Source organism: Pelagimonas sp. (assembly GCF_058892305.1).
Genome location: NZ_JBZXVN010000041.1, coordinates 1 through 23,248 on the forward strand (window position 1 = coordinate 1; position 23,248 = coordinate 23,248).

Consider the following 23,248-nt stretch of genomic DNA (forward strand, 5'->3'; position numbering starts at 1 on the left):
AATCTTCGCCCTCGATGCGGGCAGAAGCAACGCTATAGCCATCGTTTTCCACCTCAAGTTCGATCTCGATCTGGTCGGTGCCGGGTTCGAAATCTGAGATGTTGAAAACCTCAAGCTGCAGTGTGCCGTCGGATTCAACAGGCACGCCGTAGGTACGAAGGGAACCTTCGTCAAACTGCAATTCGAAAAGATCGCTGCCCGCGCCACCTGTTAAGACATGCGGACGATCGAGGTCCGCATCCGTGATCGCGGTATCCGTAGCGGCAATCGTGTCATCGCCCTCACCACCATCGGCGACCATATAGAAACGATCCCCTGATCCGCCGTCCCCATTGAATTCGATCAGATCATCCCCTGCCTCGCCAAACAGGTCGGCGGCATCCACACCAGACAAGGTGTCATTGCCCTCGCCGCCATAGACCGAGGCTGGCTGCCCGGTGGTCGTCGTGTGAATCCGATCATCACCCGCACCGCCCTCAATGGTGGCAAAATCGGCCTCTAGTGCGGTGATGTCATCGTTCCCGCCACCTCCATCTATCTCGAGGTTCGCACCACCGACATGGATGGTGTCATCACCCTCGCCGGATTGGATCGTGCTGTTTTGGAAGACCGCATTTTCGAGCGTGCTTCGATCTTCGAACGCTTCGGCATCGGTCAGGTCAAGCAGATCATCTCCGGCTCCGGTTTCAAGCGTCATGCTGTTGAACCCGCCATCACGCGGATCGAGATCAATCGTGTCATTGCCATCGGTCCCGGCAAACGGATTGGAGTCGAGCGTGGTGACGTCCAACCCTTGGGGGTCGTCAGGGTCTTGCGCCGGATCACCGTCAGAAGAGCTATCGTCAGAGCCGAACACAAGCGGGGTCAGCAGCCCAATGGCCAGCAGGGCAATCAATGCGGCACTCATCACAACTTCCTTTTGGCTTGAATGTGCTGACGTTAAGTGGCGACAACACGCTGAGTCAACTGGGAGTTTAGGAAACAATTTGGTAATCGCCGTGGGTTAAAGAGGTGAGGTTTCTCATGTCGTCGAGGCCCTCAGTGATTGCGAATGTGATTGCCAAAACCATCGCCCTTTTGTTGCCGGTTTTGCTGCCGTCGTGGCGGTTTTTCAAGACTGTCGCGGCCTCGCCTAGGGTCGAAGTGCGGGTCGGGCAGGGGGCGTGGCGCGAGGCACGACCTATTCCCGCGCATGTGTCGGTGGTCCGCATGGCGCGGCGGCTTGTCTGGAACCCGCGCCGCAATGAGCAGTTATATATGGTGAGCCTGTCGGAACGCCTTGCGGAACACAACGGCGATCACGCGCGCTCTGAGTTGACGCGGCTGGTGCGGGCCGGATTGCAGGAACAGGAGGGGGAGTTTGAGTTTCGGCTGGTGTTTCTTCAGCGTGAGGGCGATCAGATCGTTAAATTCGTTGACTACGAAAGCCCGGTCTTGCCCATCCACGAGGGCGGCCCATGACCCTTGTGGACACAGTGCAAGTGGCGAGCATGATGCTTGGGTTGGCGGTTGGGCAGCAGACCTTGGAACATCTGGCCTCCCCCAAAGATCGGCTGTTGTTCCTGCCGCGTTTGATCCCCTGCGCGATGTTGATTTCAGGGTGGCATATTGATTGGGCGGTATGGGCGCTCTTTGCATATGGGATTGTTCTGCTGCACCGGTTCGACGGGCCGTATAACGGTGGCTCGGACAAGATGACGATGCTGATCGTTACGTGTTTATCGGCCTATCACCTTGCCCCATCTGAGCGGTGGCAGGAAATGGCGATGGCCTATTTGGCGGTGCAACTGGTGCTGTCCTATTTCGTGTCCGGCTACATCAAGATTATCAAAGCCGATTGGCGGCGGGGCGAGGCCTTGCAGGATGTTTTCCGGTTTTCGGCCTATCCGGTGTCGGACCGCCTGCGGGGATGGGCCGACCATCCGCGATTGTTGTGGCTGATGTCATGGTGTGTCATGGGGTTCGAAGTGCTGTTCCCGTTGGCCCTGCTTGACCCATGGCTGTTGACCCTTGGCCTCTTGATCGCGGCGACGTTTCATTTGGCCAATGCCTGTTTATTTGGCCTCAACCGGTTTTTCTGGATCTGGCTCTGCGCCTATCCGTCACTGATCTGGTTTCAGGATCGCGTCATCGGCTAGTCGGATATTGGTTACATACGCCAACGCTTCGGCGTCTTCTTTCCAATAATATCCCGGGGCGTCCCAAGCTCGCTTGGGACGGGGCAGCGCCCCAAAACCCTGAGCTAAAGCGATACCATATGCTTGGGCGAACTGATCTGAGAGCTGAGGCAGCCATCAGAGACCTTGCGCCATGTCAGCAGATTTAAGGACATCGAACAGCGCGCCATAAAGGATTTGCCCCCAACCCGCAGACAGGCCAATTGTCCAAGCTCGACCTTTTCCCCGTCGCGGTTGATGCAGAAACAGGGTTTTGCGGGCTGATCTTGGGCCACCACAGGAAGCGGCATCAACAGCATTAATATGATGACTGCGCAGCGCATAAAATAGACTGTACCACACAGGGCACATTTCTCCAAATCGCCCATAATTGACGGGGTTTTTCGGTTAATCTTGACCCATTTGCCCAATAGGCGAAAAAGCCCCGATATTGGCCTTGCCAGAATCCTTTCGCAGGCGTATAGGCACCCTTCATGCACGGATTTACGGAATCGGTGCGCCTTGTGCGTGCCTTTTTTATTGTTCGTCAGAAACCTCACCAGGTTAAGGGTGACCCGGACACAATTATCGGGGCTCTCTGGTGAAAACCAAAAGGAAGAGGCGAATGAACGCCAAGGAACTCATGGACAAGACACCGGATCAACTCCGGGACGAGCTCGTCCAGCTCAAGAAAGAAGCGTTTAACCTGCGCTTCCAGCAGGCCTCTGGCCAGCTCGAAAACACCGCCCGTATGCGTCAGGTTCGTCGCAACGTTGCGCGCGTGAACACCATTTTGAACGAAAAAGCGGCCAACGCCGCAGCGGAGGCGTAACACATGCCCAAGCGTATCCTTACAGGCACCGTGACCTCCACTGCCAACACTCAGACTGTCACCGTACAGGTCGAGCGTCGTTTTAAGCATCCGGTCATGCAAAAGACCGTGAAGCGCAACAAGAAATACCGTGCTCATGATGAGGCGGAAAAGTTCGCAGTAGGCGATATGGTTCGCATCATCGAATGTGCACCTAAGTCGAAAACGAAACGTTGGGAGGTTCTGGCTGACTAAGCCAGAGCCTTTTGGCATTCATCGAAACCCTGGGGGAGCTAACGAGAACAGCCCCCATAGGTCGGGAGAAACTATATGATCCAGATGCAGACCAATCTGGATGTAGCTGACAACTCCGGTGCCCGGAAAGTTCAGTGCATCAAGGTCCTCGGCGGTTCCCACCGTCGTTATGCATCGGTCGGCGATATCATCGTCGTATCGGTGAAAGAGGCCATTCCACGTGGTCGCGTTAAAAAGGGTGACGTCCGTAAGGCCGTTGTCGTACGCACCGCAAAAGAAGTTCGTCGTGAAGACGGCACAGCAATCCGCTTTGATCGCAACGCTGCAGTTATCTTGAACACTGCTGGCGAGCCTGTTGGCACGCGTATCTTTGGCCCGGTTGTTCGTGAGCTGCGCGCCAAGAACTTCATGAAGATCATCTCGCTTGCGCCGGAGGTGCTGTAAGATGGCTGCTAAGCTGAAAAAAGGTGACAAGGTCATCGTTCTTGCCGGTAAGGACAAGGGCAAGACCGGTGAGATCACTTCGGTCGACCCTAAAGCGGGCAAGGCCATCGTGGACGGCGTGAACATCGCGATCCGTCACCAGCGCCAGAGCCAGACAGCTCAGGGCGGCCGCCTTCCAAAGGCTCTGCCGATCCAACTGTCTAACCTGGCCATCGTCGATGCAAACGGCAAAGCGTCTCGTGTTGGCTTCCGTGAGGAAGACGGCAAGAAAGTCCGCTTCGCCAAGACCACGGGAGACGTGATCTAATGCTGGACCAAGCCAACTACACCCCGCGCCTCAAGGCGCAGTACCGCGACACCATCCGCCCAGCTATGAAAGAAGAGTTTGGCTACAAGAACGACATGCAGATCCCTGGTCTGGATAAAATCGTTCTGAACATTGGTTGTGGTGCAGAAGCCGTTCGTGATTCCAAGAAAGCCAAATCGGCAATCGAAGATCTGACAACCATCGCCGGCCAACAGGCCGTCGGCACCAAGGCGAAACACAGCCACGCGCCGTTCCGTCTTCGTGAAGGTATGATCATCGGTGCGAAAGTCACTCTTCGTGGCGACCGCATGTTTGAATTCCTGGATCGCTTGGTCACCATCGCGATGCCTCGTATTCGTGACTTCCGTGGTGTGAAACCTTCGTTTGACGGTCGTGGCAACTTTGCCATGGGCCTGAAGGAGCACATCGTCTTCCCTGAGATTGATTTCGACAAAGTCGACGAAGTCTGGGGCATGGACATCATCATCACCACAACTGCGCAGGATCAGGGTGAACACACCGCTGATGCGCAGGGCAAAGCGCTGTTGAAGCATTTCAACATGCCGTTCAACGCGTAAGGGGAAGCATAGACATGGCGAAGAAATCCATGATCGAACGCGAGAAAAAGCGCGAGCGTCTGGTGGCTAAATATGCTGCTAAGCGCGCCGAGCTTAAAGAAATCGCGAACGACGAATCCAAGCCGATGGAAGAGCGTTTCAAAGCGCGTCTGAAACTGGCGAAATTGCCTCGCAACTCGTCGGCCACACGCTTGCACAACCGCTGCCAGCTGACCGGTCGTCCACACGCCTATTACCGCAAGCTGAAAATCAGCCGTATCGCACTTCGCGAACTCGGTTCGACCGGTATGCTGCCCGGTATGGTCAAGTCGAGCTGGTAAGGGAGAGTAGAATATGAACGATCCTATCGGCGATATGCTTACTCGTATCCGCAACTCGCAGATGCGTGGTAAATCCACCGTTATGACCCCGGCCTCCAAACAGCGCGCACGCGTTCTGGATGTTCTGGCAGACGAAGGCTATATCCGCGGCTACGAAGGTGGCACGGATTCCGCAGGTCACCCGACCTTCGAAATCAGCCTGAAATACTATGATGGCGAACCTGTTATTCGCGAGTTGGCACGGGTGTCCAAGCCTGGCCGTCGCGTTTACATGGGCGTTAAGGAGATCCCACAGGTCCGTCAGGGTCTGGGTGTCTCGATTGTCTCCACCCCTCAGGGTGTGATGTCGGATGCAAAAGCACGCGCAGCCAATGTTGGCGGCGAAGTGCTCTGCACCGTCTTCTAAGGAGGGCTTATTTATGTCTCGTATTGGTAAGAAACCAGTTGAGCTGCCCTCTGGTGTGACTGCATCTGTTTCGGGTCAGGTTGTTGAAGTTAAGGGGCCAAAAGGCGTCCAGACTTTCACCGCCACCGATGATGTTACAATCACCGTAGAAGACAGCGCCATCACCGTTACGCCACGCGGCAAATCCAAGCGTGCGCGTCAGCAGTGGGGTATGTCCCGCACCGTTGTGGCCAATCTGGTCCACGGCGTGCAGAACACCTTCAAAAAAGAGCTCGAAATCCACGGCGTTGGTTATCGTGCAGCTGTTCAGGGTAAGACCCTGAAGCTGAACCTTGGTTATTCGCATGACGTGGACTTTGCGATCCCTGATGGGATCAGCATCGTATGCGCCAAGCCTACTGAAGTCGCGATCGAAGGTCATGACAAGCAGCAGGTTGGTGAAGTGGCGGCCAAAATCCGCGACTGGCGCCGCCCAGAGCCCTATAAGGGGAAGGGTATTCGCTACAAAGGCGAATTCATCTTCCGCAAAGAAGGCAAGAAGAAGTAAGGACGCACAGCAATGGCAAACAGCAAACGTGTACTGTTCCAGAAGCGCCGCATGCGCGTCCGGAACAAACTCCGCAAGGTCAACGCTGGTCGCGTTCGTCTTTCGGTTCACCGCTCGAACAAGAATATCTCAGTTCAGCTCATCGACGACGTGGCAGGCCGCACCTTGGCCGCCGCTTCGACGCTCGAGCCGGCACTGGGTGTTGTTGGCAAGAACAACATCGAAGCAGCGACCAAAGTTGGTTCCGCTATCGCAGAGCGCGCGAAAGCCGCTGGCGTTGCAGAAGCATACTTCGATCGCGGTGGCTTCTTGTTCCACGGCAAAGTGAAGGCCCTGGCCGACGCTGCGCGTGAAGGTGGTTTGAAGATCTAAGGCAGTGGTGGGGAAGACCCCCACCCTACCGAAGAGTTGTAGGGTGGGGATTTTCCCCACCTTATTTTGCAGACGGAAACGTCTCGATGATCCGGGGGTCACCTTCGTGGTTCACTTGGATTGTGAAACGGCGGAAACGCCAGAAATAAAAGGGATGCCACATGGCAGAACGTGATAACCGTCGGGGCAACCGTCGCGACCGTGACGAAGCACCGGAATTTGCAGATCGCTTAGTCGCGATCAACCGCGTATCGAAAACAGTTAAGGGCGGTAAGCGCTTTGGTTTTGCTGCGCTTGTTGTTGTTGGCGACCAAAAAGGCCGCGTCGGCTTCGGCAAAGGTAAAGCGAAAGAAGTACCTGAGGCGATCCGCAAGGCGACTGAGCAAGCCAAACGTCAGATGGTCCGCGTACCTCTGAAAGAAGGCCGCACATTGCACCACGACATCGAGGGCCGTCACGGCGCTGGTAAAGTTGTGATGCGCACAGCCCCAACCGGTACTGGTATCATCGCCGGTGGTCCAATGCGTGCTGTGTTCGAAATGCTGGGTGTTCAGGACGTTGTCGCTAAGTCGATCGGTTCGCAGAACCCTTACAACATGATCCGCGCCACTCTGAACGGCCTGGGCAAAGAACAGTCTCCTCGCAACGTCGCTCAGCGTCGTGGCAAAAAGGTTGCTGACATCCTGCCCAAGCGTGACGAAGCGCCTGCAACCGAGGAGGCTTAATCCATGGCCAAGACCATCGTTGTAAAACAGATCGGTTCCCCGATCCGTCGCCCCGCCATCCAGCGTCAGACGCTGATCGGCCTGGGTCTGAACAAGATGAACCGCACCCGTGAACTCGAAGATACGCCTTCGGTTCGTGGCATGGTTAACAAGATTTCGCATCTTGTCGAAATCATCGAAGAAAAAGGCTAATTCCTGTTTCAAGGAATGAGCTTAACAATTGGCGCCCTTCGGTTTGTTTCCGAAGGGCGTCTTTTTTTGCGGTGAGAGGGAATAAACCTGTGTCCGGTTCGTATCTGTTATACCTGCGTGTTGCAGGTGACACTGATGGAGAGACCATGACACGTTTTCTAACACTTGCTACCGCCCTTACTTTGACCGCCACCGCCGTTTTTGCCGACGGGCATTCCGGAGCCATGGTGAAGACGTCTGACGCGGGCTATTTGGTCGATGGCCACAACATGACGCTGTATACTTTTGACAAGGACGCCGGTGGTGTTTCAAATTGCTACGGTCAATGCGCCAAAGCGTGGCCGCCTCTGTTGCTCGAAGCGGGGGCGAAACTTGGCGACGGGTTCGCGACCGCGGAGCGCAAGAATGGAGCCGAGCAAGTGACTTACAAAGATCAGCCGCTTTATCTTTGGGTCAAAGACAAAAAGCCGGGTGATGTGACTGGCGACGGTGTAAACGGCGTTTGGCATATCGTACGCCCCTAAGCACAGCTGTCGCATTTGTTGGCGGCGTTGTTTTTCACCGGCTTCCAGACTATGGAGGCCGGTTTTTGCCAAGTCGAAAAGGCAGGTTCAAAAGTGCCCAGATTTCAGTCTCAGATGACCGAGGCATTGCCGCATTTGTGGCGGTATGCCTATTCGTTGACGCGTGACACGTTCCGATCCGACGATTTGGTTCAGGATTGTGTTGAGCGCTCTCTGCGCAAGAAAGCGCAATGGGACGCTACCCGGCCATTAAAGCCATGGATGATGAGGATTTTGCTCAATCTTTTCAGAGATGGACATCGGGTTCAGGTGACGGAAGTGGCGTTTGAAGATGATTTTGTTGGGGGGGCCAATGACACGCGTTGGGAAGATCGTGCGAAACTGCGAGAGGTGGCGCAGCGGTTGCAGATGCTTCCCGATGCTCAAAGGCAGGCGTTGCAGCTCGTTGTGTTTGGTGGGTTGAGTTACGCAGAGGTCGCGGAGGTTCTTGGCATCCCGATTGGGACTGTTTTGTCGCGTGTTGCCCGGGCACGGGCCGGATTAAGCGAAAAGAATGAGGGTCAGAAACCCGAGCTGAGGAGTGTGAAATGAGCAGGTTTCAAAACGATCAGGAACGGTTGAGCGCTTATTTGGACGGCGAGATGGGGGGCGAAGATCGGCAGGCCTTTGAGCTTGAGCTGCAATCCAACCCCGCGCTTGCGGAACTGGCGGCTGACTGGGCTCAGACCGAGGACGCATTGCAGGGTTTGGTTCCCATGCCGTCTGCGGCGCATATGCAACGCTTGGCCTCTACGCGCGCGCGCGCGGAACCACGTCCCTATTGGCTACAAGTCGCGGCGGCAGTGGCTTTGGTTGCATTTGGTGCTGCCGGTGGCTTTGGCCTTGGTGAGTGGCGTCATCAGACAACAGCGCTGGAACAACAGGCCGTATTTGATGCCTGGGCGGCGCATCGGATGTTTACGGCTGAGAACCGACATGCGGTTGAAGTGGCCGCCAGCGAAACCCAGCACTTGCAGACATGGCTGACCAAGCGCATGGGGCGCGAAATGACGGTGCCGGAATTGACGGAACATGGCATGATGTTTGTTGGTGGTCGGATGCTGCCATTTCAGGATCGCGCCGCCGCGCAGTACATGTATGAAAACGAGCATGGGCAGCGATTGACTTTGTTTATGACCAAGTTGGATGAGACAGGTCAGTCAAGCCAGCACTATGATACGCAACACGGGGAAACGGTGGTTCGGTGGCAGGACAAAGAGTGGCTCTTTGTGTTGGTGGCTCCGATTGCGCGTGGTCAGCTTTCGCCCATTGCAACGCGGTTACAGGACAAGCTGATTTAGAGTTGCATAAATTTTGCTGCGTTGCAGAAAATGCATGGCGGGTTGACCTTTTTGGAAATTGTTAGCGCCACCTGTACCTTTTATATGTGGGTCAGGAAGAGGACATGAAGACAATTTAACAGCGCATCGGGAATACGCCCGAGCCCCTCGAAAGGACATATATCATGGCACATATCGCCCACACCGCCCCAGCAACTTTCGCTCCCATTGCATGGGTCAACAACATGGTTGCAGCGACCCAAGTTTATCTGGCCCGTCGCGCCACCTACAACCGCGTTCTCGCTGAGCTTGCCATGCTCAATGACCGCGAGCTGGAAGACATGGGTCTCAGCCGTGCTGATTTTCACGCCATTGCAGCGAAAAGCGCCGCACACATCTAAATTCTACCGAAACACGCAGTACACCCTCGATGTTCGGGGGTGTTTTGCTTTCCACACTCAAACACATGGACCCGAGATTATGGCCATCGTCACGCGTACTCTTGCAACAGTATTCACCCCGTTCACATCGTTCTATTCCAGCGCCAAAGCCGCATGGAAAGCTGGCCCTTGCCCAGCATGGACAGAATACCTTCACGAAGAGCCCAAGCGTTAAGCGCACGGGTCCAAGCAAAAGCTTGCAAGGATTGCGGCGGGCGTCTATACGCCCCCGGTGGCCTTTGGGGCCGCAAGAGAATCAACAAGAAACGCCGTGTTCGCCCAAAGATCGCTTCGGGGGCGCTTCCGGCAAAGGAGAAGCGACATGAAACTGAATGAACTTCGCGACAACGAAGGCGCAACCAAACGCCGCAAGCGTATTGGCCGTGGTGCTGGTTCGGGCATGGGTAAAACCGGTGGCCGTGGTATCAAGGGTCAAAAATCGCGTTCGGGTGTGGCCATCAATGGCTATGAAGGCGGCCAGATGCCTTTGTACCAACGTCTGCCTAAGCGTGGCTTTAACAAGCCGAACCGCAAGGCATATGCCGTTGTAAACTTGGGCCTGATCCAAAAATTCATCGACGAAGGCAAGCTCACAGCTGGTGAGATCAACGAAGATACATTGGTGTCTTCGGGTCTGGTTCGTCGTAAGCTGGACGGTATCCGTGTTCTCGCCAAAGGCGAAATCACTGCTGCTCTGACCATCAACGTTACCGGCGCTTCCAAGTCCGCAATCGCGGCTGTTGAAGCAAAAGGCGGCGCGCTGACAGTCACGAACGCGGCAGCGGCGGAATAAACGCCTTGTGAGCGGCGCATTGGCCGCTTACATACCTATCTAGTTTTCCATCAACGCCGCCCGAGCAGGAAGACGCTCAGGGCGGCGTTTGTCTGACAAGAGAGACCCGCATGGTATCCGCAGCAGAGCAAATGGCCGCAAACACAAGTTGGGCGGCACTGGGCAAAGCAACCGACCTGCGCAATCGCATTCTCTTTACCCTTGGCCTATTGATTGTTTACCGCCTCGGCACGTTCATCCCTGTTCCAGGGATTGACGGCGCCGCGTTGCAGGAATTCGTCGATCAGGCCGGGCAAGGGATTGCTGGCATTGTGTCGATGTTTACAGGGGGCGCATTGGGCCGCATGGGCATCTTTGCCCTTGGCATCATGCCCTATATTTCCGCCTCGATTATTATTCAGTTGCTGACGGCCATGGTGCCCAAGCTTGAACAGCTGAAGAAAGAGGGCGAACAGGGCCGTAAAAAGATCAACCAATACACCCGTTTCGGGACGGTGATCTTGGCAACCTTTCAAGCCTATGGTTTGGCCGCGTCTCTCGAAGCCGGGGATTTGGCAACCGATCCCGGTTGGTATTTCCGCGCCGCTTGTGTGATCACCCTCGTGGGTGGCACCATGTTCCTGATGTGGCTGGGTGAACAAATCACCGCACGCGGCATCGGCAACGGGATCTCGCTGATCATCTTTGTTGGCATCATCGCCGAAGTCCCCGCCGCCTTGGCTCAGTTCTTTGCCTCGGGTCGTTCGGGTGCCATCAGCCCTGCTGTTATTGTTGGGGTGATGCTAATGGTTGTTGGTGTGATCGCCTTCGTGGTGTTCATGGAACGCGCCTTGCGCAAAATCGCCATCCAATATCCGCGCCGTCAGGTCGGGATGAAGATGACCGAAGCGCAAAACAGCCATCTGCCACTGAAAGTAAACCCAGCGGGCGTTATCCCGGCGATCTTCGCCAGCTCTTTGCTGTTGCTACCGGTGACGATCTCGACCTTCTCTGGGTCTGATGCTGGTCCGATCATGTCGACGGTCTTGGCCTACTTTGGCCCCGGACAGCCGCTCTATCTGCTGTTCTTTGCTTCGATGATCGTGTTCTTCGCCTACTTCTACACCTTCAACGTGTCGTTCAAACCCGATGACGTGGCCGATAATCTCAAAAACCAGAACGGCTTTGTTCCGGGCATCAAGCCAGGCAAGAAAACCGCTGAATACCTGGAATATGTGGTGAATCGTCTCTTGGTTCTTGGCTCGGCCTATTTGGCGGCTGTCTGCCTTTTGCCGGAAATTCTGCGGGCTCAGTTCGCAATTCCGTTCTATTTCGGCGGGACATCGGTGCTTATTGTCGTAAGTGTGACAATGGATACCATTCAGCAAGTACAGAGCCATCTGCTAGCACATCAATACGAAGGTCTTATTCAGAAGTCGCAGCTTCGCGGTAAAGGTAAGGCTCGCAAGCGGAAAGGGCCGGCGCGTCGATGAATATTATTCTTTTAGGGCCTCCAGGGGCAGGTAAAGGTACACAAGCACGTCTTTTGGTAGAAGAACGTGGCATGGTGCAGCTCTCAACGGGCGACATGTTGCGGGAAGCCAAAGACAGTGGAACCGAGATGGGCCTGAAAGTGGCCGAGGTGATGGCCAAGGGCCAGCTGGTTACAGATGAGATCGTGATCGGTCTGATTCGTGAAAAGCTGCAGACGGTCAAAGCCAACGGCTTCATCTTTGATGGCTTTCCACGGACTCTCAAGCAGGCGGACGCTTTGTCTGAACTGCTGGAAGAGATGGGCCAAAAGCTCGATCTGGTTGTCGAACTGCGTGTGCAGGACGAAGCGCTGGTCAAGCGGATCACGGCGCGTTCAACCTGCGGAAGCTGTGGTGAAGTCTATAACGACATCACCAAGCCGATCCCAGAAGATGAGAAATGCACCAACTGTGGTGCGTCTGATTTCAAACGCCGGGCAGATGACAACGAAGACAGTCTGCGCACCCGTTTGATGGAATACTACAAACAGACCGCGCCATTGATCGGCTACTACTACGCCTTGCGTCAGCATTGCCGTGTGGACGGCCTTGGTGAGATCAACGAGATCAAGGCGGCGATTGCCGAGAAGATGGACGGTTGAGCGCGGAAAGTGGCTTTGTCGATTACGGGCGCAGCCATGACATTGGTCGGTTGACCAATCGCAACAATTGATAACCACCTATAGCGCGCTGGCTTCAGGTCAGCGCGCTATTTCTTTTTCATCTGATACCGTCGGAACCCCGATAATCAGGTTTCGGGCGTCCAAGGAAAGCTGACAATTGTCCGCCCGACCCAAAGCCAATTGGCCGAATTGGACGGGAAACCAGATTTGAAAAGAGTCCGGTTGTTTGGCTTGCAAAAGGCCCCGCCATTGGACACGCGGCCCTATGCCCAAATCCAAGAACTGGTTTTGAGAGACGTCTCGAACCCTGAGTGGTTGCGCATTGTTGTGTATCTGCCAAATTTGCGCTCTCTGGTGATCACCGGGGCAGGCATAGGTGCGGGGCTTTCCAGTTTAGCTGATTTAAACGCTTTGCGATGTTTGGTGATCGAAGGTGGCGCTGGCAAAGAGGTCCAGATCGACAGTTTGTCCTGGATTGATCAGATGCCATCACTGGAACATCTGACATTGAACAGGTTTCGCCTGCCAAAGGGGAATGTGAATGGGGTAACACCACTTTGGAAGTGTCGGACACTAAAGTCCGTGTGGTTAAATCTGTTTTGCTGTGAGCTGCCGCAATTTGCATGTTACATGCCCACCTTGCAGCCCGTTTGACGTCACGAACGCTCTATGCGCCGAAGGCGTTCGGGAGCTTGGAAACGGTTGACAGTTTGGTTGGCGAGCGGCTCGTTTTTGTGCCACACGAGTGGGGGCGACGGGCATATGAGGGGCCGCGCGACAAGGTGGCGTTAAAAGCGCAGGAATTTCTCTCAGAGTTTGAGTCACTTGTAGAGTGTTGTTTCGAAGCGGATCGCCATCTTTAGGCTATTCTGGCGTTGTCAGGTCCGTTCGGTTCAAAATCCGAAAAATCTTGATGTTCAGGTGAGGCGCGGTCGTGGCTTTTTCTCGGAGTCAAAGTGTCCGAGGGCTGGAGTATGAAGGTCTGGCAAGACTCCATTTAACAGCTGCTCTAGCGCGTCTGTGTATGATTTATTGATGTTGTCAAAGGCGGCCACAGTAGCAGCATCAATCTCTGCATAGCCCATGGACCAGCTGCCAAAGGTCCGCTCTTTGATGCTGCGTTGAAACAGGATGGCCATGTCGAAATGGCGCGGGTCCTGTTGGATTTGTTGCAGCAGGGGAAGGACCTTGAGAGTGTCGCCTTCGAGTATCTGCAAAAATCGGCGTTCGTCCCGCAGCAAAGCGCCGCTAATGTTCCTAGAGCGATTGTTTTCTGCAGCTTGCCTAAGAATGTCTATGTCGCTGAGATCGCCGCGGGGGAAAATGGATCGGCTTGTATAAAGGACTTGGATAAGCATAAATCGGACCGTGAAAACGCAGGTTGTGTGGATGATCGCATTTTCCCGATATGCCTGAAAAGCATTTTCTTTCACCGTTTCGCCAGAGTGTCCCGAACACACTTGACGTGGGCGCGAAATGGTCATACCCACCCACATCTCTCTATGAGAATCATTTATGCAAAGTGGGTCGCCCCCATGGCGCAGATCACCTGATCAGCTACGGCCCGGCGGCTTTTGCCTCGGGCCTCATGTTGTGAAAAAAGGGCCCGGTTCTACGGACTCGCAACAAAAAGGAAGATGCACATTGGCACGTATTGCCGGCGTTAACATCCCGACCAACAAGCGGGTGCCTATCGCACTCACATATATCACAGGTATCGGCCACACTTCGGCTGCTGCTATCATCGAAGCGGTCGGCATCGACGCCACACGCCGCGTAAATGAGCTTTCTGACGCCGAAGTATTGGCGATCCGTGAGCACATCGATGCAAACTACACCGTCGAAGGCGACCTGCGCCGCGAAGTGACCATGAACGTTAAGCGTTTGATGGACCTCGGCTGCTACCGTGGCCTGCGCCACCGTCGTAACCTCCCTGTACGTGGTCAACGTACGCACACCAACGCTCGTACCCGCAAAGGCCCCGCAAAGGCCATCGCAGGCAAGAAGAAGTAAGGGAGACACTGACCTATGGCACGTGATACTCGCCGCGCAGGCAAGAAAAAGGTCTCCAAGAACATCGCAGCTGGCGTTGCGCATGTGAACTCGACCTTTAACAACACCAAAATCCTGATCTCTGACGTTCAGGGTAACGCAATCTCTTGGTCCTCCGCTGGCACCATGGGCTTTAAGGGGTCGCGTAAATCGACTCCTTACGCTGCTCAGCTGGCTGCAGAAGATGCGGGCAAAAAAGCCCAAGAGCACGGTGTTAAGACACTCGAAGTTGAAGTTCAGGGCCCCGGTTCGGGTCGTGAATCGGCGCTCCGCGCCCTTGCCGCTGTTGGTTTCAACATCACTTCGATCCGTGATGTGACCCCAATCGCGCACAACGGCTGCCGCCCACCAAAGCGCCGCCGCGTTTAATCGCAATAATAACGTGTTGGGGCCTGGCATTTGTCCGGCCCCAACACGCCGTTTTGAAACCTCGGGCGTCTGGACCTTTGGACATGGGGACCGGACAGGTATGGAGGGACTTGCATGATCCATAAGAATTGGGCCGAACTGATCAAGCCAACACAGCTTGAAATCAAACCCGGCAACGATCCCGCACGCAAAGCCACTGTTGTTGCTGAACCGCTCGAACGCGGCTTTGGTCTCACATTGGGCAACGCACTGCGTCGCGTTTTGATGTCGAGCCTTCAGGGCGCGGCCATCACAAGCGTTCAGATTGACAACGTTTTGCACGAATTCTCGTCTGTTGACGGTGTTCGCGAAGACGTCACCGACATCATCCTGAACCTCAAGGGTGTTTCGATCCGCATGGAAGCCGAAGGCCCCAAGCGTTTGTCCGTAAGCGCCAAAGGCCCAGGTGTTGTAACCGCTGGTGACATCACCGAAAGCGCCGGTATCGAGATCCTGAACCGCGATCATGTGCTGTGTCACGTGGACGAAGGTGCCGAAGTGTACATGGAATTCACTGTGAACACTGGCAAAGGCTATGTCTCGGCTGACAAGAACAAGCCGGAAGATGCGCCTATTGGCCTTATCCCGATCGATGCGATCTATTCGCCGGTCAAAAAGGTTGCTTATGACGTTCAGCCGACCCGCGAAGGTCAGGTTCTGGACTATGACAAGCTGACCATGAAGGTCGAGACCGATGGCTCGATCAGCCCCGAAGATGCCGTGGCTTTTGCTGCGCGTATCCTTCAGGATCAGCTGTCGATCTTCGTCAACTTCGAAGAGCCTGAGTCGGCTCAGCGTCAAGACGATGATGATGGTCTCGAGTTCAACCCACTTCTGCTCAAGAAAGTGGACGAGCTGGAACTGTCTGTCCGGTCTGCAAACTGCCTGAAGAACGACAATATAGTGTATATCGGCGATCTCATTCAGAAGACCGAAGCAGAAATGCTGCGCACACCAAACTTTGGCCGCAAATCTTTGAACGAGATCAAAGAAGTGCTGTCGGGTATGGGGCTGCACCTCGGCATGGACGTCGAAGACTGGCCACCAGACAACATCGAAGATCTGGCCAAGAAGCTCGAAGACAACTTTTAAGTTTGGTGGGGTAAAACCCCACCCTACATCTGGGCGGCCCCGTGTCGCCCGGTTCTGGGCCTAGGCCCCAAGGAGAGCTGGTGACACGCATCGCCAGCCAGACAAAGCAAAACAGCCCGTAGAGGGCACATTCTGGAGTTAGACATATGCGTCACAAGCGCGGATACCGCCGCCTTAATCGTACACACGAACACCGCAAGGCGTTGTTCTCGAACATGGCAGGCTCGCTCATCGAACATGAGCAAATCAAAACCACTTTGCCTAAGGCAAAAGAACTCAAGCGCGTCATCGACAAGCTGATCACCCTGGGCAAGCGCGGCGATCTGCACGCCCGTCGTCAGGCAGCTGCTCAGCTGAAAGAAGACAAAGACGTTGCGAAATTGTTCGCCGTTCTTGGCCCACGTTACGCCGAGCGTTCGGGCGGCTATTGCCGTGTTCTGAAAGCTGGCTTCCGTTACGGTGACATGGCGCCTATGGCGATCATCGAACTGGTTGACCGCGACGTTGACGCCAAAGGCGCAGCGGACAAAGCCCGTCTCGAAGCAGCAGAAGCCGCTGACGAGTAAGCTTTTCTCGACCGAGAATTCCAAAGGCCTCACCCGCTTGGGTGGGGCCTTTTTTTTGGGGACAGACCTGATAGAGCTTAGGCATGTCACGTCTGGTGCTTGTTCCGTTTCTGTATCTGGTTTCGCTGCCTGTTATCATAGGCACGGTCGACCGGCTGATATTTGTGACCCAGTCATGGACGACATTGGATTGGGTCAATCAGAGATATGCGGATCACCCTTGGGTGACACTTGCGCATCTTTTGCCCGGCTTGGTGTTCTTTCTGATTGGCCCGCTTCAGTTTTCCGCGCGCCTTCGATCACTGCACCCTGCAATTCATCGCTTTCTGGGGCGTCTCTCTGTGAGCCTTGGCGTGGCGTCGGGCTTGGCTGTTCTTTGGATGGTTTTGGTGTTTCCGGCTGTGGGCGGGCTGTTGACGCAACTCGGCACATTTGGGGTGGTGGCGGCGTTGTTTGCCTGTTTTTGGTTGGCTGTTGTTGCTGTGCGGTCCCGCCAAATTGCCCGGCATCGGGCTTTTATGATTCGTGGTTATGCGCTTGCCTTGTCGGTCTCGACGGCCCGCATCGGGATCAATCTTTCCGAGTTGATTTGGGGCACCGCCTTTGAAATATCGTTCGTTCCAGCGTCAATACTTGGCGCATCTGTCAATATTATCGTTGCAGAATATGTGGTTAGGCGTTTTTCGATTTTTGGTCGTTTTCGGGGTGACAGACCGTCAATCCGGCGCTAACGTTTGGCGCATGACCCAATCGTACGCAACATTTTGGTACTTTTATTATCCGAGCCATAAGGCGGACGGAGGGGTTTGCGCGTTCTGACATAACGCAAAAACGAGATACCACCGACCGCCCCCGAGGGCGGTTTTTTTGTATCCAGCTCCGGGGGCATCCCATTCAGGAAGAAGCCCATGCCCATCGCCACCCAGAACCTTCGCGTCACCCAGATGCAAGAACTCACCACCCCCGCCGCCCTGCGCGCGCAACTCCCCTTGTCGGATGCGGCGTCGCAGACCGTACAAGGCGGGCGCAATGCCATTCAGCGCATTCTAAAAGGCGAGGATGATCGCGTTATCGCCGTCACCGGACCCTGTTCGATCCATGACCCTGATGCGGCGCTTGACTACGCGCGCAAGCTTCAGGCGCTGCGGGTGGAATGCGCCGATACGCTGGAAATCGTCATGCGGGTGTACTTCGAAAAACCGCGCACAATTGGCGGTTGGAAAGGGTTGATCAACGACCCGCATCTCGACGGGTCATTCGCGATCAACGAAGGCTTGCAAGCCGCGCGTGAACTATTGCTAGAGATCAACGAGATGGGTCTGCCGGTTGGGACCGAGTTCCTTGATACGGCTGTTCCGCAATACGTGGCCGATCTGGTGAGTTGGGCGGCGATTGGTGCGCGCACCACCGAAAGCCAGATTCACCGCGAAATGGCGTCGGGCCTGAGCTGCCCCGTTGGGTTCAAGAACGGCACCCGCGGCAATATCCAAATCGCGCTCGACGCGGTGCGGTCCTCGGCGCAACCGCATCATTTCATGGGTCTCAGCGAAAGCGGACAAGCTGCGATTGTTGGCACCCATGGCAATCCGGATTGCCACGTGATTCTGCGCGGTGGCGAGGGCACCAACTATGACGAGGCTTCGGTCGACACCCTGTGTCACAAAGCGGAACTTGACGGTGTGCGCCCGCAGGTGATGATTGATGCCAGCCACGCCAATAGCAGCAAGCTCCCCGAACGCCAGCCCGAAGTTCTGGCCAATGTTGGCGGGCAAATCGCCCGTGGAGATCACCGGATCATGGGCGTTATGATCGAAAGCAACCTTGTAGGTGGCGCACAAAAGCTCGGCGCGGCGCCTCTGGTCTACGGTCAGTCGATCACCGATGGTTGCATTGATTGGTCGCAAACCCAAAACTGTCTGCGCGAATTGTCGGACGATGTCCGCCAGCGCCGTAGCGTGCTTACCCGCAAGGCCGGGTAACGCGCAACGGGTCATGGTGGTTCACTCCCTGTCGCCATGACCCTTTACTATCTCTTGTATGATCACCAAGCCATAGTCACAGCTTGCAATCATCCCGATGCAGCCGCATATCAAAGTGGCATTTGAAGAAAGGGAGCCTATGTTGCTGCGTGTTTTTCTGATCCTGACCATGTTTGCCGCCCCGGCTTGGGCCGAAACCCGTGTTCCGCAATCCAACGCTGAAATTAGCCTAAGCTTTGTGCCCTTGGTCAAAGAAGCCGCCCCAGCCGTGGTCAACATCTATGCCCGGCGTGTGGTTCAACAACGCAGCCCCTTTGCGGATGATCCGTTTTTCAACAACCTGTTCCGGGATTTTCAGAGCCGTCCTCGGGTGCAAAACTCGCTCGGCTCTGGGGTGATCTTGTCCGATGATGGGATTGTCGTGTCGAACTACCATGTTGTTGGCATGGCGACCGATATTCGCGTTGTTCTGAATGACCGCCGCGAATTTGTGGCCGATGTGATGTTGGGGGACGAAGAGGCCGATTTGGCGATCCTGAAATTGCGTGACGCGTCGGACATGCCGCATCTGTCATTGCGTGATAGCGATACGGTTGAAGTCGGCGAATTGGTTTTGGCGATCGGCAACCCCTTTGGTGTTGGCCAGACCGTGTCGTCGGGGATTGTCTCTGGTTTGGCGCGCTCTGGCACCGCGACGGGCAATGCGCGCGGCTATTTCATCCAGACCGATGCACCGATCAATCCGGGCAATTCCGGTGGGGCGTTGATTGATATCAACGGCGATTTGATTGGGGTCAACACCTCGATCCTGACGCGGTCGGGGGGATCAAATGGCATTGGCTTTGCGATCCCATCGGCCTTGGTGGCGTCATTTGTTGATCAGGCCCGCGCCGGACAGAATCAGTTCAATCGACCTTGGGCTGGCATGACCGGCCAACCGGTGGATGCGGATCTGTCGGATAGTCTGGGTCTGAACCTGCCCGGTGGGGTGTTGATTGCCGATTTGCATCCCCAAAGCCCCTTTGCCGAGGCCGGTTTGGTGCCCGGCGACGTGGTTCTGAGCGTCGATGGTTTGCAGGTGAACACCCCGGCGGAAATGCTGTTTCGGATGTCGGTGCGTCGCATTGGCGATAAGGCGCAGGTGAGTTACGTGTCGCGCGGCACCGAAAAACAAGCCGCTGTTGCAATGATCAGCCCCCCGGAAATCCCGGCGCGTGATCAGGTAACCTTGGGGCGGCGTGAGGTTTTAGAAGGGTTAACCCTTGCCCGGATCAACCCGGCGGTTTTGGCCGAACTTGGGCTTTCTGGCGATGGTCAGGGGATCATTGTGATGACCCCAGGACGATCAGGAGCCAAGATCGGCTTAAAGAAAGGTGATGTTGTTCTGGGTGTGAATGGCCGCGAAATCACCTCGCCTTCTGATGTTGGGGATTTGCTGCGAAAATCCGGTAGGCGGGTGCGGATCGATGCGTTGCGTGGTAACCGTCGCCTGACCCTAAAATTCCGGATCTGACCTTTGGCTGACTTGTTTGATACATCCGATGCCGTTCCCGATACGGCCCCGCGTCCCTTGGCCGACCGCTTAAGGCCAAAGGTTTTGTCGGATGTGATTGGACAGAGGCAGGTCTTGGGGCCAGAGGCCCCATTGGGCGTGATGCTTGAGGCCGGAACGCTTGGCTCGATCATCTTTTGGGGGCCGCCCGGCGTGGGCAAAACCACGATTGCGCGGCTTCTGGCCGATGCGACGGACATGCATTTTGTCCAGATCAGCGCGATTTTCACCGGTGTTCCGGAGTTGCGCAAAGTGTTTGAGGCCGCCAAGCTGCGGCGCAAAACCGGGCAGGGGACCTTGCTCTTTGTCGATGAAATTCATCGCTTTAACAAAGCCCAGCAGGATGGGTTTTTGCCGCATATGGAAGACGGCACCATTCTTTTGGTGGGGGCGACGACGGAAAACCCATCGTTTGAGCTTAACGCCGCTTTGTTGAGCCGCTCACAGGTGTTGGTTTTGGAGCGATTGGCTCCAACCGATCTGGAATTACTGGCGCAACGGGCCGAGGGTGAATTGGATCGCGAACTGCCCTTGGACGATGGCGCGCGCCCGGCGTTGATCGAAATGGCCGACGGAGATGGGCGGGCGCTTCTCAACTTGATTGAGCAAGTGATGTCGTGGAAGGTTGATGCGCCGCTAAACACCGATGCGTTGACATCACGGTTGATGAAACGCGCGGCGCAATATGACAAATCCGGTGACGGGCATTACAACCTCATATCAGCGCTGCATAAATCGGTGCGCGGTTCCGACCCGGACGCGGCGCTCTATTGGTTTGCGCGGATGTTAGACGCGGGCGAGGACCCGCGGTTTTTGGCGCGCCGGATCACCCGGATGGCGGTCGAAGATATCGGATTGGCCGATCCACAGGCGCAATCGGTGTGCCTTCAAAGCTGGGAAACCTACGAACGGCTCGGCTCTCCCGAGGGCGAGTTGGCGCTGGCGCAGGCGCTGGTTTACATCGCGCTGGCTCCGAAATCGAACGGGGTTTATGTGGCCTATAAGGCGGCGTGCAAGGCGGCGAAAAAAACCGGGTCGCTTATCCCGCCCAAGCATATTTTGAACGCCCCAACCCGGTTGATGAAGGATCAGGGCTATGGGGCCGGATACGCCTATGACCATGACGCCGAAGATGGGTTCTCCGGTCAGGATTATTTCCCCGAAGAAATGGGGCGGCAGAGCTATTACACCCCGGTTGAGCGTGGATTCGAACGCGAATTGGGCAAGCGCGTTGCCTATTTCGCCAAGCTGCGCGCCCGGCGCGAAGGTGAGGCGTGAGCGGGCTTGACCTAAAGGCCGATTGCAGCCGCTGTGCGGCGCTTTGCTGTATGGCGTTTGAGTTTGAACCAAGCCCGGATTTTGCCATTTCCAAACCTGCTGGGGCTGGATGTACCCACTTAAATGCCGAATTTGGCTGCAAAATTCATGCGGAGCGATTGGCCAAGGGGTTTGCCGGGTGTTTGAAGTTTGACTGCCTTGGGGCCGGGCAACGGGTGTCACAGGATGTGTTCAAAGGGGCCGATTGGCGGGTGGACCCAACCCTTGGACCACGGATGATCGAGGCGTTTCGCATTCTGCGCAAGGTGCATCGGTTGTACGAATTGCTCGATGTGGCGGGTCGGTTGCCGCTTGGCGCTGATCAAGAACGGCAACGTCAAGATTTGATCGCGCGGTTGGACCCCGAAACGGCTTGGACTGAACCCGATTTGTTGCAGCTTGACGAAAGAGCGCTCCAGTCGGCGGTGACAGGGTTTCTAAGCGCGCTCAAAGACGTGGTGAAAACCGGTGCAACGCAGGGGTAACCCCCCTCAAGGCGTCTTGACTCTAAGACCGCGTACAGGCAACAGACGTTGATGATTTTCACCCTTGTTCAAGTGGCGCTTGGTGGCGCAATCGGTGCTGTTTTGCGCTATCTGACCGGGGTTGGCGCGATGCGCTGGCTTGGGGCGGGGTTCCCGTGGGGGACGTTGGTCGTCAATATTGTCGGCTCGTTTATGATGGGGGTGATCGTGGTTGTGCTGGCGCATCTGTCGGGGACGCGATTTGCCCCGTTCTTGATGACCGGAGTGTTGGGCGGGTTCACCACCTTTTCGGCGTTTTCGCTTGATGCGGCGACCCTGTATGAAAGGGGTGACGTCACCCTTGCCGCAGGCTATGTGCTGGCCTCTGTTGTTTTTTCCATTGCCGCGCTGTTTGCCGGCCTCCTTTTAGCCCGGAGCTTTGCCTCATGAGCCGTGTTCAGACCCTAACGATTGCCCCGGGCGAAGGGGATCAGCGCCTTGACCGCTGGCTAAAACGGATGTTCCCGCATGTGGGGCAGGGCCGTATCGAAAAGATGTGCCGAAAAGGCGAGCTTCGGGTGGATGGCGGCCGGGTCAAAGCCTCGACCCGTTTAGAAGTTGGGCAAACCGTGCGCATCCCGCCGCTCCCGGATGCCAGTGAGGTTAAATCCGAACCCAAACCACAGCCGCGCGTGTCGGACGCCGATGCTCAGATGATCCAAAGCTGTGTGCTCTGGAAAGACGATCATGTGATTGCCTTGAACAAACCGCCCGGTTTGGCGACCCAAGGCGGCAGCAAACAAACCCGCCATGTGGACGGCCTCTCCGAAGCGCTAAAGTTCGGCAGCGATGAAAAGCCGCGACTTGTGCACCGTTTGGACAAGGACACATCCGGTGTGTTGTTGTTGGCCCGGTCTCGTGAAGTGGCCAAAGGGCTAACAGATGCCATTCGCCACAAAGAAACCCGCAAGATTTATTGGGCTTTGGTGGGCGGTGTGCCGGTGCCTTACCTCGGCGAAATCCGCTATGGTTTGGTCAAAGCGCCGGGGCATGGTCCGTCGGGCGGTGGCGAGAAAATGATCGCTGTGCATCCGCGCGACATGGATAGCACGCCCGGGGCGAAACGCGCCCATACGCTTTATGCAACACTGTACCGGGTTGCGTCACGCGCCGCTTGGGTGGCGATGGAGCCGATCACCGGACGGACCCACCAATTGCGCGCCCATATGGCCGAGATTGGCCATCCGATTATTGGCGACGGCAAATATGGTGGATCGGGTCAGGAAAACCTTGGTGATGGGTGGGGGGCTCAGCTTGGCGGCATGATCTCGAAAAAGCTTCATCTTCATGCCCGCTCAATGAGCTTTGTGCACCCGGTGACCCGCAAGGTTGTGACGATCAAGGCACCGCTTCCCGATCACATGGCGCAAAGCTGGGACACGCTGGGCTGGGAAGAAAGCTTTGCGGATGATGATCCGTTTGAGGGTCTGTAAAC

The 23,248-nt window shown here is 55.8% G+C and carries 35 protein-coding genes; 32 read left to right on the forward strand and 3 right to left on the reverse strand.

From position 1 onward, the window contains the following. The coding region (locus tag AC5EFR_RS16335; RefSeq protein WP_493576849.1) for a calcium-binding protein at positions 1-907 on the reverse strand (907 nt) is incomplete at its 3' end. Between the two features lie 116 nt (positions 908-1,023). On the opposite strand from AC5EFR_RS16335, the gene AC5EFR_RS16340 reads away from it, so the two are divergent. Together AC5EFR_RS16340 and AC5EFR_RS16345 are read left to right on the forward strand one after the other, a co-directional pair. Further along, entirely contained in the window at positions 1,024-1,461 is a 438-nt protein-coding gene (locus AC5EFR_RS16340) for a hypothetical protein (protein WP_493576850.1), read from the forward strand. Then, the gene (locus AC5EFR_RS16345) at positions 1,458-2,138 is read left to right on the forward strand and encodes an HTTM domain-containing protein (RefSeq protein ID WP_493576851.1); all 681 of its coding nucleotides are present in this window, start codon (positions 1,458-1,460) and stop codon (positions 2,136-2,138) included. The genes AC5EFR_RS16340 and AC5EFR_RS16345 overlap by 4 nt, the downstream gene beginning before the upstream one ends. A 104-nt stretch (positions 2,139-2,242) precedes the next feature. Here the strand turns inward: AC5EFR_RS16345 and AC5EFR_RS16350 are convergent, their stop codons facing one another. Next, positions 2,243-2,500 carry a hypothetical protein gene (locus AC5EFR_RS16350; RefSeq protein WP_493576852.1) on the reverse strand — a complete coding sequence of 86 codons (258 nt, stop codon included), beginning with the start codon at positions 2,498-2,500 and terminating at the stop codon, positions 2,243-2,245. A 281-nt stretch (positions 2,501-2,781) separates the two neighbouring features. Here AC5EFR_RS16350 and rpmC point away from each other — a divergent pair, with 281 nt between their 5' ends. The 19 genes from rpmC (at position 2,782) to AC5EFR_RS16445 (ending at position 12,977) form a co-directional block, all read left to right on the forward strand. Then, on the forward strand, positions 2,782-2,988 hold the full coding sequence (gene rpmC, locus AC5EFR_RS16355; protein WP_299925093.1) for a 50S ribosomal protein L29: 207 nt from the start codon (positions 2,782-2,784) through the stop codon (positions 2,986-2,988). 3 nt (positions 2,989-2,991) lie between these two features. Next, positions 2,992-3,222, forward strand: coding sequence for a 30S ribosomal protein S17 (gene rpsQ / locus AC5EFR_RS16360; RefSeq protein WP_299925096.1), 231 nt, complete (start codon positions 2,992-2,994; stop codon positions 3,220-3,222). 75 nt (positions 3,223-3,297) lie between these two features. Then, a complete protein-coding gene (rplN, locus tag AC5EFR_RS16365; protein WP_299925099.1) occupies positions 3,298-3,666 on the forward strand; it encodes a 50S ribosomal protein L14 in 369 nt (122 codons plus the stop codon). A gap of 1 nt (position 3,667) precedes the next feature. Next, positions 3,668-3,973 carry a 50S ribosomal protein L24 gene (gene rplX / locus AC5EFR_RS16370; RefSeq protein WP_493576853.1) on the forward strand — a complete coding sequence of 102 codons (306 nt, stop codon included), beginning with the start codon at positions 3,668-3,670 and terminating at the stop codon, positions 3,971-3,973. Beyond that, positions 3,973-4,551 carry a 50S ribosomal protein L5 gene (gene rplE, locus AC5EFR_RS16375; protein WP_493576854.1) on the forward strand — a complete coding sequence of 193 codons (579 nt, stop codon included), beginning with the start codon at positions 3,973-3,975 and terminating at the stop codon, positions 4,549-4,551. The genes rplX and rplE overlap by 1 nt, the downstream gene beginning before the upstream one ends. A gap of 14 nt (positions 4,552-4,565) precedes the next feature. Beyond that, positions 4,566-4,871, forward strand: a complete 306-nt coding sequence (rpsN, locus tag AC5EFR_RS16380; protein ID WP_299925107.1) for a 30S ribosomal protein S14 — start codon at positions 4,566-4,568, stop codon at positions 4,869-4,871. 13 nt (positions 4,872-4,884) lie between these two features. Next, positions 4,885-5,277, forward strand: coding sequence for a 30S ribosomal protein S8 (gene rpsH / locus AC5EFR_RS16385; RefSeq protein WP_299925109.1), 393 nt, complete (start codon positions 4,885-4,887; stop codon positions 5,275-5,277). Positions 5,278-5,290: 13 nt separating this feature from the next. Beyond that, complete coding sequence (rplF, locus tag AC5EFR_RS16390) at positions 5,291-5,824, forward strand: 50S ribosomal protein L6 (protein ID WP_493576855.1); 534 nt, start codon at positions 5,291-5,293, stop codon at positions 5,822-5,824. A 12-nt stretch (positions 5,825-5,836) separates the two neighbouring features. Beyond that, complete coding sequence (gene rplR / locus AC5EFR_RS16395) at positions 5,837-6,196, forward strand: 50S ribosomal protein L18 (RefSeq protein ID WP_493576856.1); 360 nt, start codon at positions 5,837-5,839, stop codon at positions 6,194-6,196. 161 nt (positions 6,197-6,357) lie between these two features. Beyond that, positions 6,358-6,921 (forward strand): 30S ribosomal protein S5, encoded by a 564-nt coding sequence (gene rpsE / locus AC5EFR_RS16400; RefSeq protein ID WP_299925117.1) that lies wholly within the window; start codon positions 6,358-6,360, stop codon positions 6,919-6,921. A gap of 3 nt (positions 6,922-6,924) precedes the next feature. Further along, positions 6,925-7,113: a 50S ribosomal protein L30 gene (gene rpmD, locus AC5EFR_RS16405; protein WP_299925119.1), complete on the forward strand. Its 189-nt coding sequence runs from the start codon at positions 6,925-6,927 to the stop codon at positions 7,111-7,113. Positions 7,114-7,259: 146 nt separating this feature from the next. Continuing rightward, the gene (locus tag AC5EFR_RS16410; RefSeq protein ID WP_493576857.1) at positions 7,260-7,637 is read left to right on the forward strand and encodes a COG4315 family predicted lipoprotein; all 378 of its coding nucleotides are present in this window, start codon (positions 7,260-7,262) and stop codon (positions 7,635-7,637) included. Between the two features lie 93 nt (positions 7,638-7,730). Beyond that, entirely contained in the window at positions 7,731-8,228 is a 498-nt protein-coding gene (locus AC5EFR_RS16415) for an RNA polymerase sigma factor (RefSeq protein WP_493576858.1), read from the forward strand. After that, positions 8,225-8,977 carry an anti-sigma factor family protein gene (locus AC5EFR_RS16420; RefSeq protein ID WP_493576859.1) on the forward strand — a complete coding sequence of 251 codons (753 nt, stop codon included), beginning with the start codon at positions 8,225-8,227 and terminating at the stop codon, positions 8,975-8,977. The genes AC5EFR_RS16415 and AC5EFR_RS16420 overlap by 4 nt, the downstream gene beginning before the upstream one ends. A gap of 164 nt (positions 8,978-9,141) precedes the next feature. Then, positions 9,142-9,357: a DUF1127 domain-containing protein gene (locus AC5EFR_RS16425; RefSeq protein ID WP_493576860.1), complete on the forward strand. Its 216-nt coding sequence runs from the start codon at positions 9,142-9,144 to the stop codon at positions 9,355-9,357. A 361-nt stretch (positions 9,358-9,718) separates the two neighbouring features. Next, positions 9,719-10,189 (forward strand): 50S ribosomal protein L15, encoded by a 471-nt coding sequence (rplO, locus tag AC5EFR_RS16430; RefSeq protein ID WP_493576861.1) that lies wholly within the window; start codon positions 9,719-9,721, stop codon positions 10,187-10,189. 110 nt (positions 10,190-10,299) lie between these two features. Beyond that, on the forward strand, positions 10,300-11,661 hold the full coding sequence (gene secY, locus AC5EFR_RS16435) for a preprotein translocase subunit SecY (RefSeq protein ID WP_493576862.1): 1,362 nt from the start codon (positions 10,300-10,302) through the stop codon (positions 11,659-11,661). After that, positions 11,658-12,302, forward strand: a complete 645-nt coding sequence (locus AC5EFR_RS16440; RefSeq protein ID WP_493576863.1) for an adenylate kinase — start codon at positions 11,658-11,660, stop codon at positions 12,300-12,302. Before secY ends, AC5EFR_RS16440 begins: the two co-directional genes overlap by 4 nt. Before the next feature lie 252 nt (positions 12,303-12,554). Beyond that, positions 12,555-12,977, forward strand: a complete 423-nt coding sequence (locus tag AC5EFR_RS16445) for a hypothetical protein (RefSeq protein WP_493576864.1) — start codon at positions 12,555-12,557, stop codon at positions 12,975-12,977. Between the two features lie 263 nt (positions 12,978-13,240). Here the strand turns inward: AC5EFR_RS16445 and AC5EFR_RS16450 are convergent, their stop codons facing one another. Then, positions 13,241-13,819, reverse strand: coding sequence for a BLUF domain-containing protein (locus AC5EFR_RS16450; RefSeq protein WP_493576865.1), 579 nt, complete (start codon positions 13,817-13,819; stop codon positions 13,241-13,243). A gap of 148 nt (positions 13,820-13,967) precedes the next feature. On the opposite strand from AC5EFR_RS16450, the gene rpsM reads away from it, so the two are divergent. From rpsM to AC5EFR_RS16505, 11 genes are all read left to right on the forward strand, one after another. After that, positions 13,968-14,336 (forward strand): 30S ribosomal protein S13, encoded by a 369-nt coding sequence (gene rpsM, locus AC5EFR_RS16455; RefSeq protein ID WP_099248478.1) that lies wholly within the window; start codon positions 13,968-13,970, stop codon positions 14,334-14,336. A gap of 15 nt (positions 14,337-14,351) precedes the next feature. Then, positions 14,352-14,744, forward strand: a complete 393-nt coding sequence (gene rpsK, locus AC5EFR_RS16460) for a 30S ribosomal protein S11 (protein WP_299925144.1) — start codon at positions 14,352-14,354, stop codon at positions 14,742-14,744. A gap of 114 nt (positions 14,745-14,858) precedes the next feature. Then, positions 14,859-15,875 carry a DNA-directed RNA polymerase subunit alpha gene (locus AC5EFR_RS16465; RefSeq protein WP_493576866.1) on the forward strand — a complete coding sequence of 339 codons (1,017 nt, stop codon included), beginning with the start codon at positions 14,859-14,861 and terminating at the stop codon, positions 15,873-15,875. 146 nt (positions 15,876-16,021) lie between these two features. Then, the gene (rplQ, locus tag AC5EFR_RS16470) at positions 16,022-16,441 is read left to right on the forward strand and encodes a 50S ribosomal protein L17 (RefSeq protein ID WP_299925149.1); all 420 of its coding nucleotides are present in this window, start codon (positions 16,022-16,024) and stop codon (positions 16,439-16,441) included. Positions 16,442-16,524: 83 nt separating this feature from the next. Next, positions 16,525-17,172 carry a DUF2306 domain-containing protein gene (locus tag AC5EFR_RS16475; RefSeq protein WP_493576867.1) on the forward strand — a complete coding sequence of 216 codons (648 nt, stop codon included), beginning with the start codon at positions 16,525-16,527 and terminating at the stop codon, positions 17,170-17,172. 177 nt (positions 17,173-17,349) lie between these two features. Continuing rightward, positions 17,350-18,420, forward strand: a complete 1,071-nt coding sequence (locus AC5EFR_RS16480) for a 3-deoxy-7-phosphoheptulonate synthase (RefSeq protein ID WP_493576868.1) — start codon at positions 17,350-17,352, stop codon at positions 18,418-18,420. Positions 18,421-18,559: 139 nt separating this feature from the next. After that, positions 18,560-19,933 (forward strand): trypsin-like peptidase domain-containing protein, encoded by a 1,374-nt coding sequence (locus AC5EFR_RS16485; protein ID WP_493576869.1) that lies wholly within the window; start codon positions 18,560-18,562, stop codon positions 19,931-19,933. Between the two features lie 3 nt (positions 19,934-19,936). Next, positions 19,937-21,250, forward strand: coding sequence for a replication-associated recombination protein A (locus tag AC5EFR_RS16490; RefSeq protein WP_493576870.1), 1,314 nt, complete (start codon positions 19,937-19,939; stop codon positions 21,248-21,250). After that, positions 21,247-21,774 (forward strand): hypothetical protein, encoded by a 528-nt coding sequence (locus tag AC5EFR_RS16495; protein ID WP_493576871.1) that lies wholly within the window; start codon positions 21,247-21,249, stop codon positions 21,772-21,774. The genes AC5EFR_RS16490 and AC5EFR_RS16495 overlap by 4 nt, the downstream gene beginning before the upstream one ends. A gap of 51 nt (positions 21,775-21,825) precedes the next feature. Beyond that, the gene (gene crcB, locus AC5EFR_RS16500) at positions 21,826-22,203 is read left to right on the forward strand and encodes a fluoride efflux transporter CrcB (RefSeq protein ID WP_299925166.1); all 378 of its coding nucleotides are present in this window, start codon (positions 21,826-21,828) and stop codon (positions 22,201-22,203) included. Further along, positions 22,200-23,246: an RluA family pseudouridine synthase gene (locus tag AC5EFR_RS16505; RefSeq protein WP_299925169.1), complete on the forward strand. Its 1,047-nt coding sequence runs from the start codon at positions 22,200-22,202 to the stop codon at positions 23,244-23,246. Before crcB ends, AC5EFR_RS16505 begins: the two co-directional genes overlap by 4 nt. The last annotated feature ends 2 nt before the right edge of the window (positions 23,247-23,248 follow it).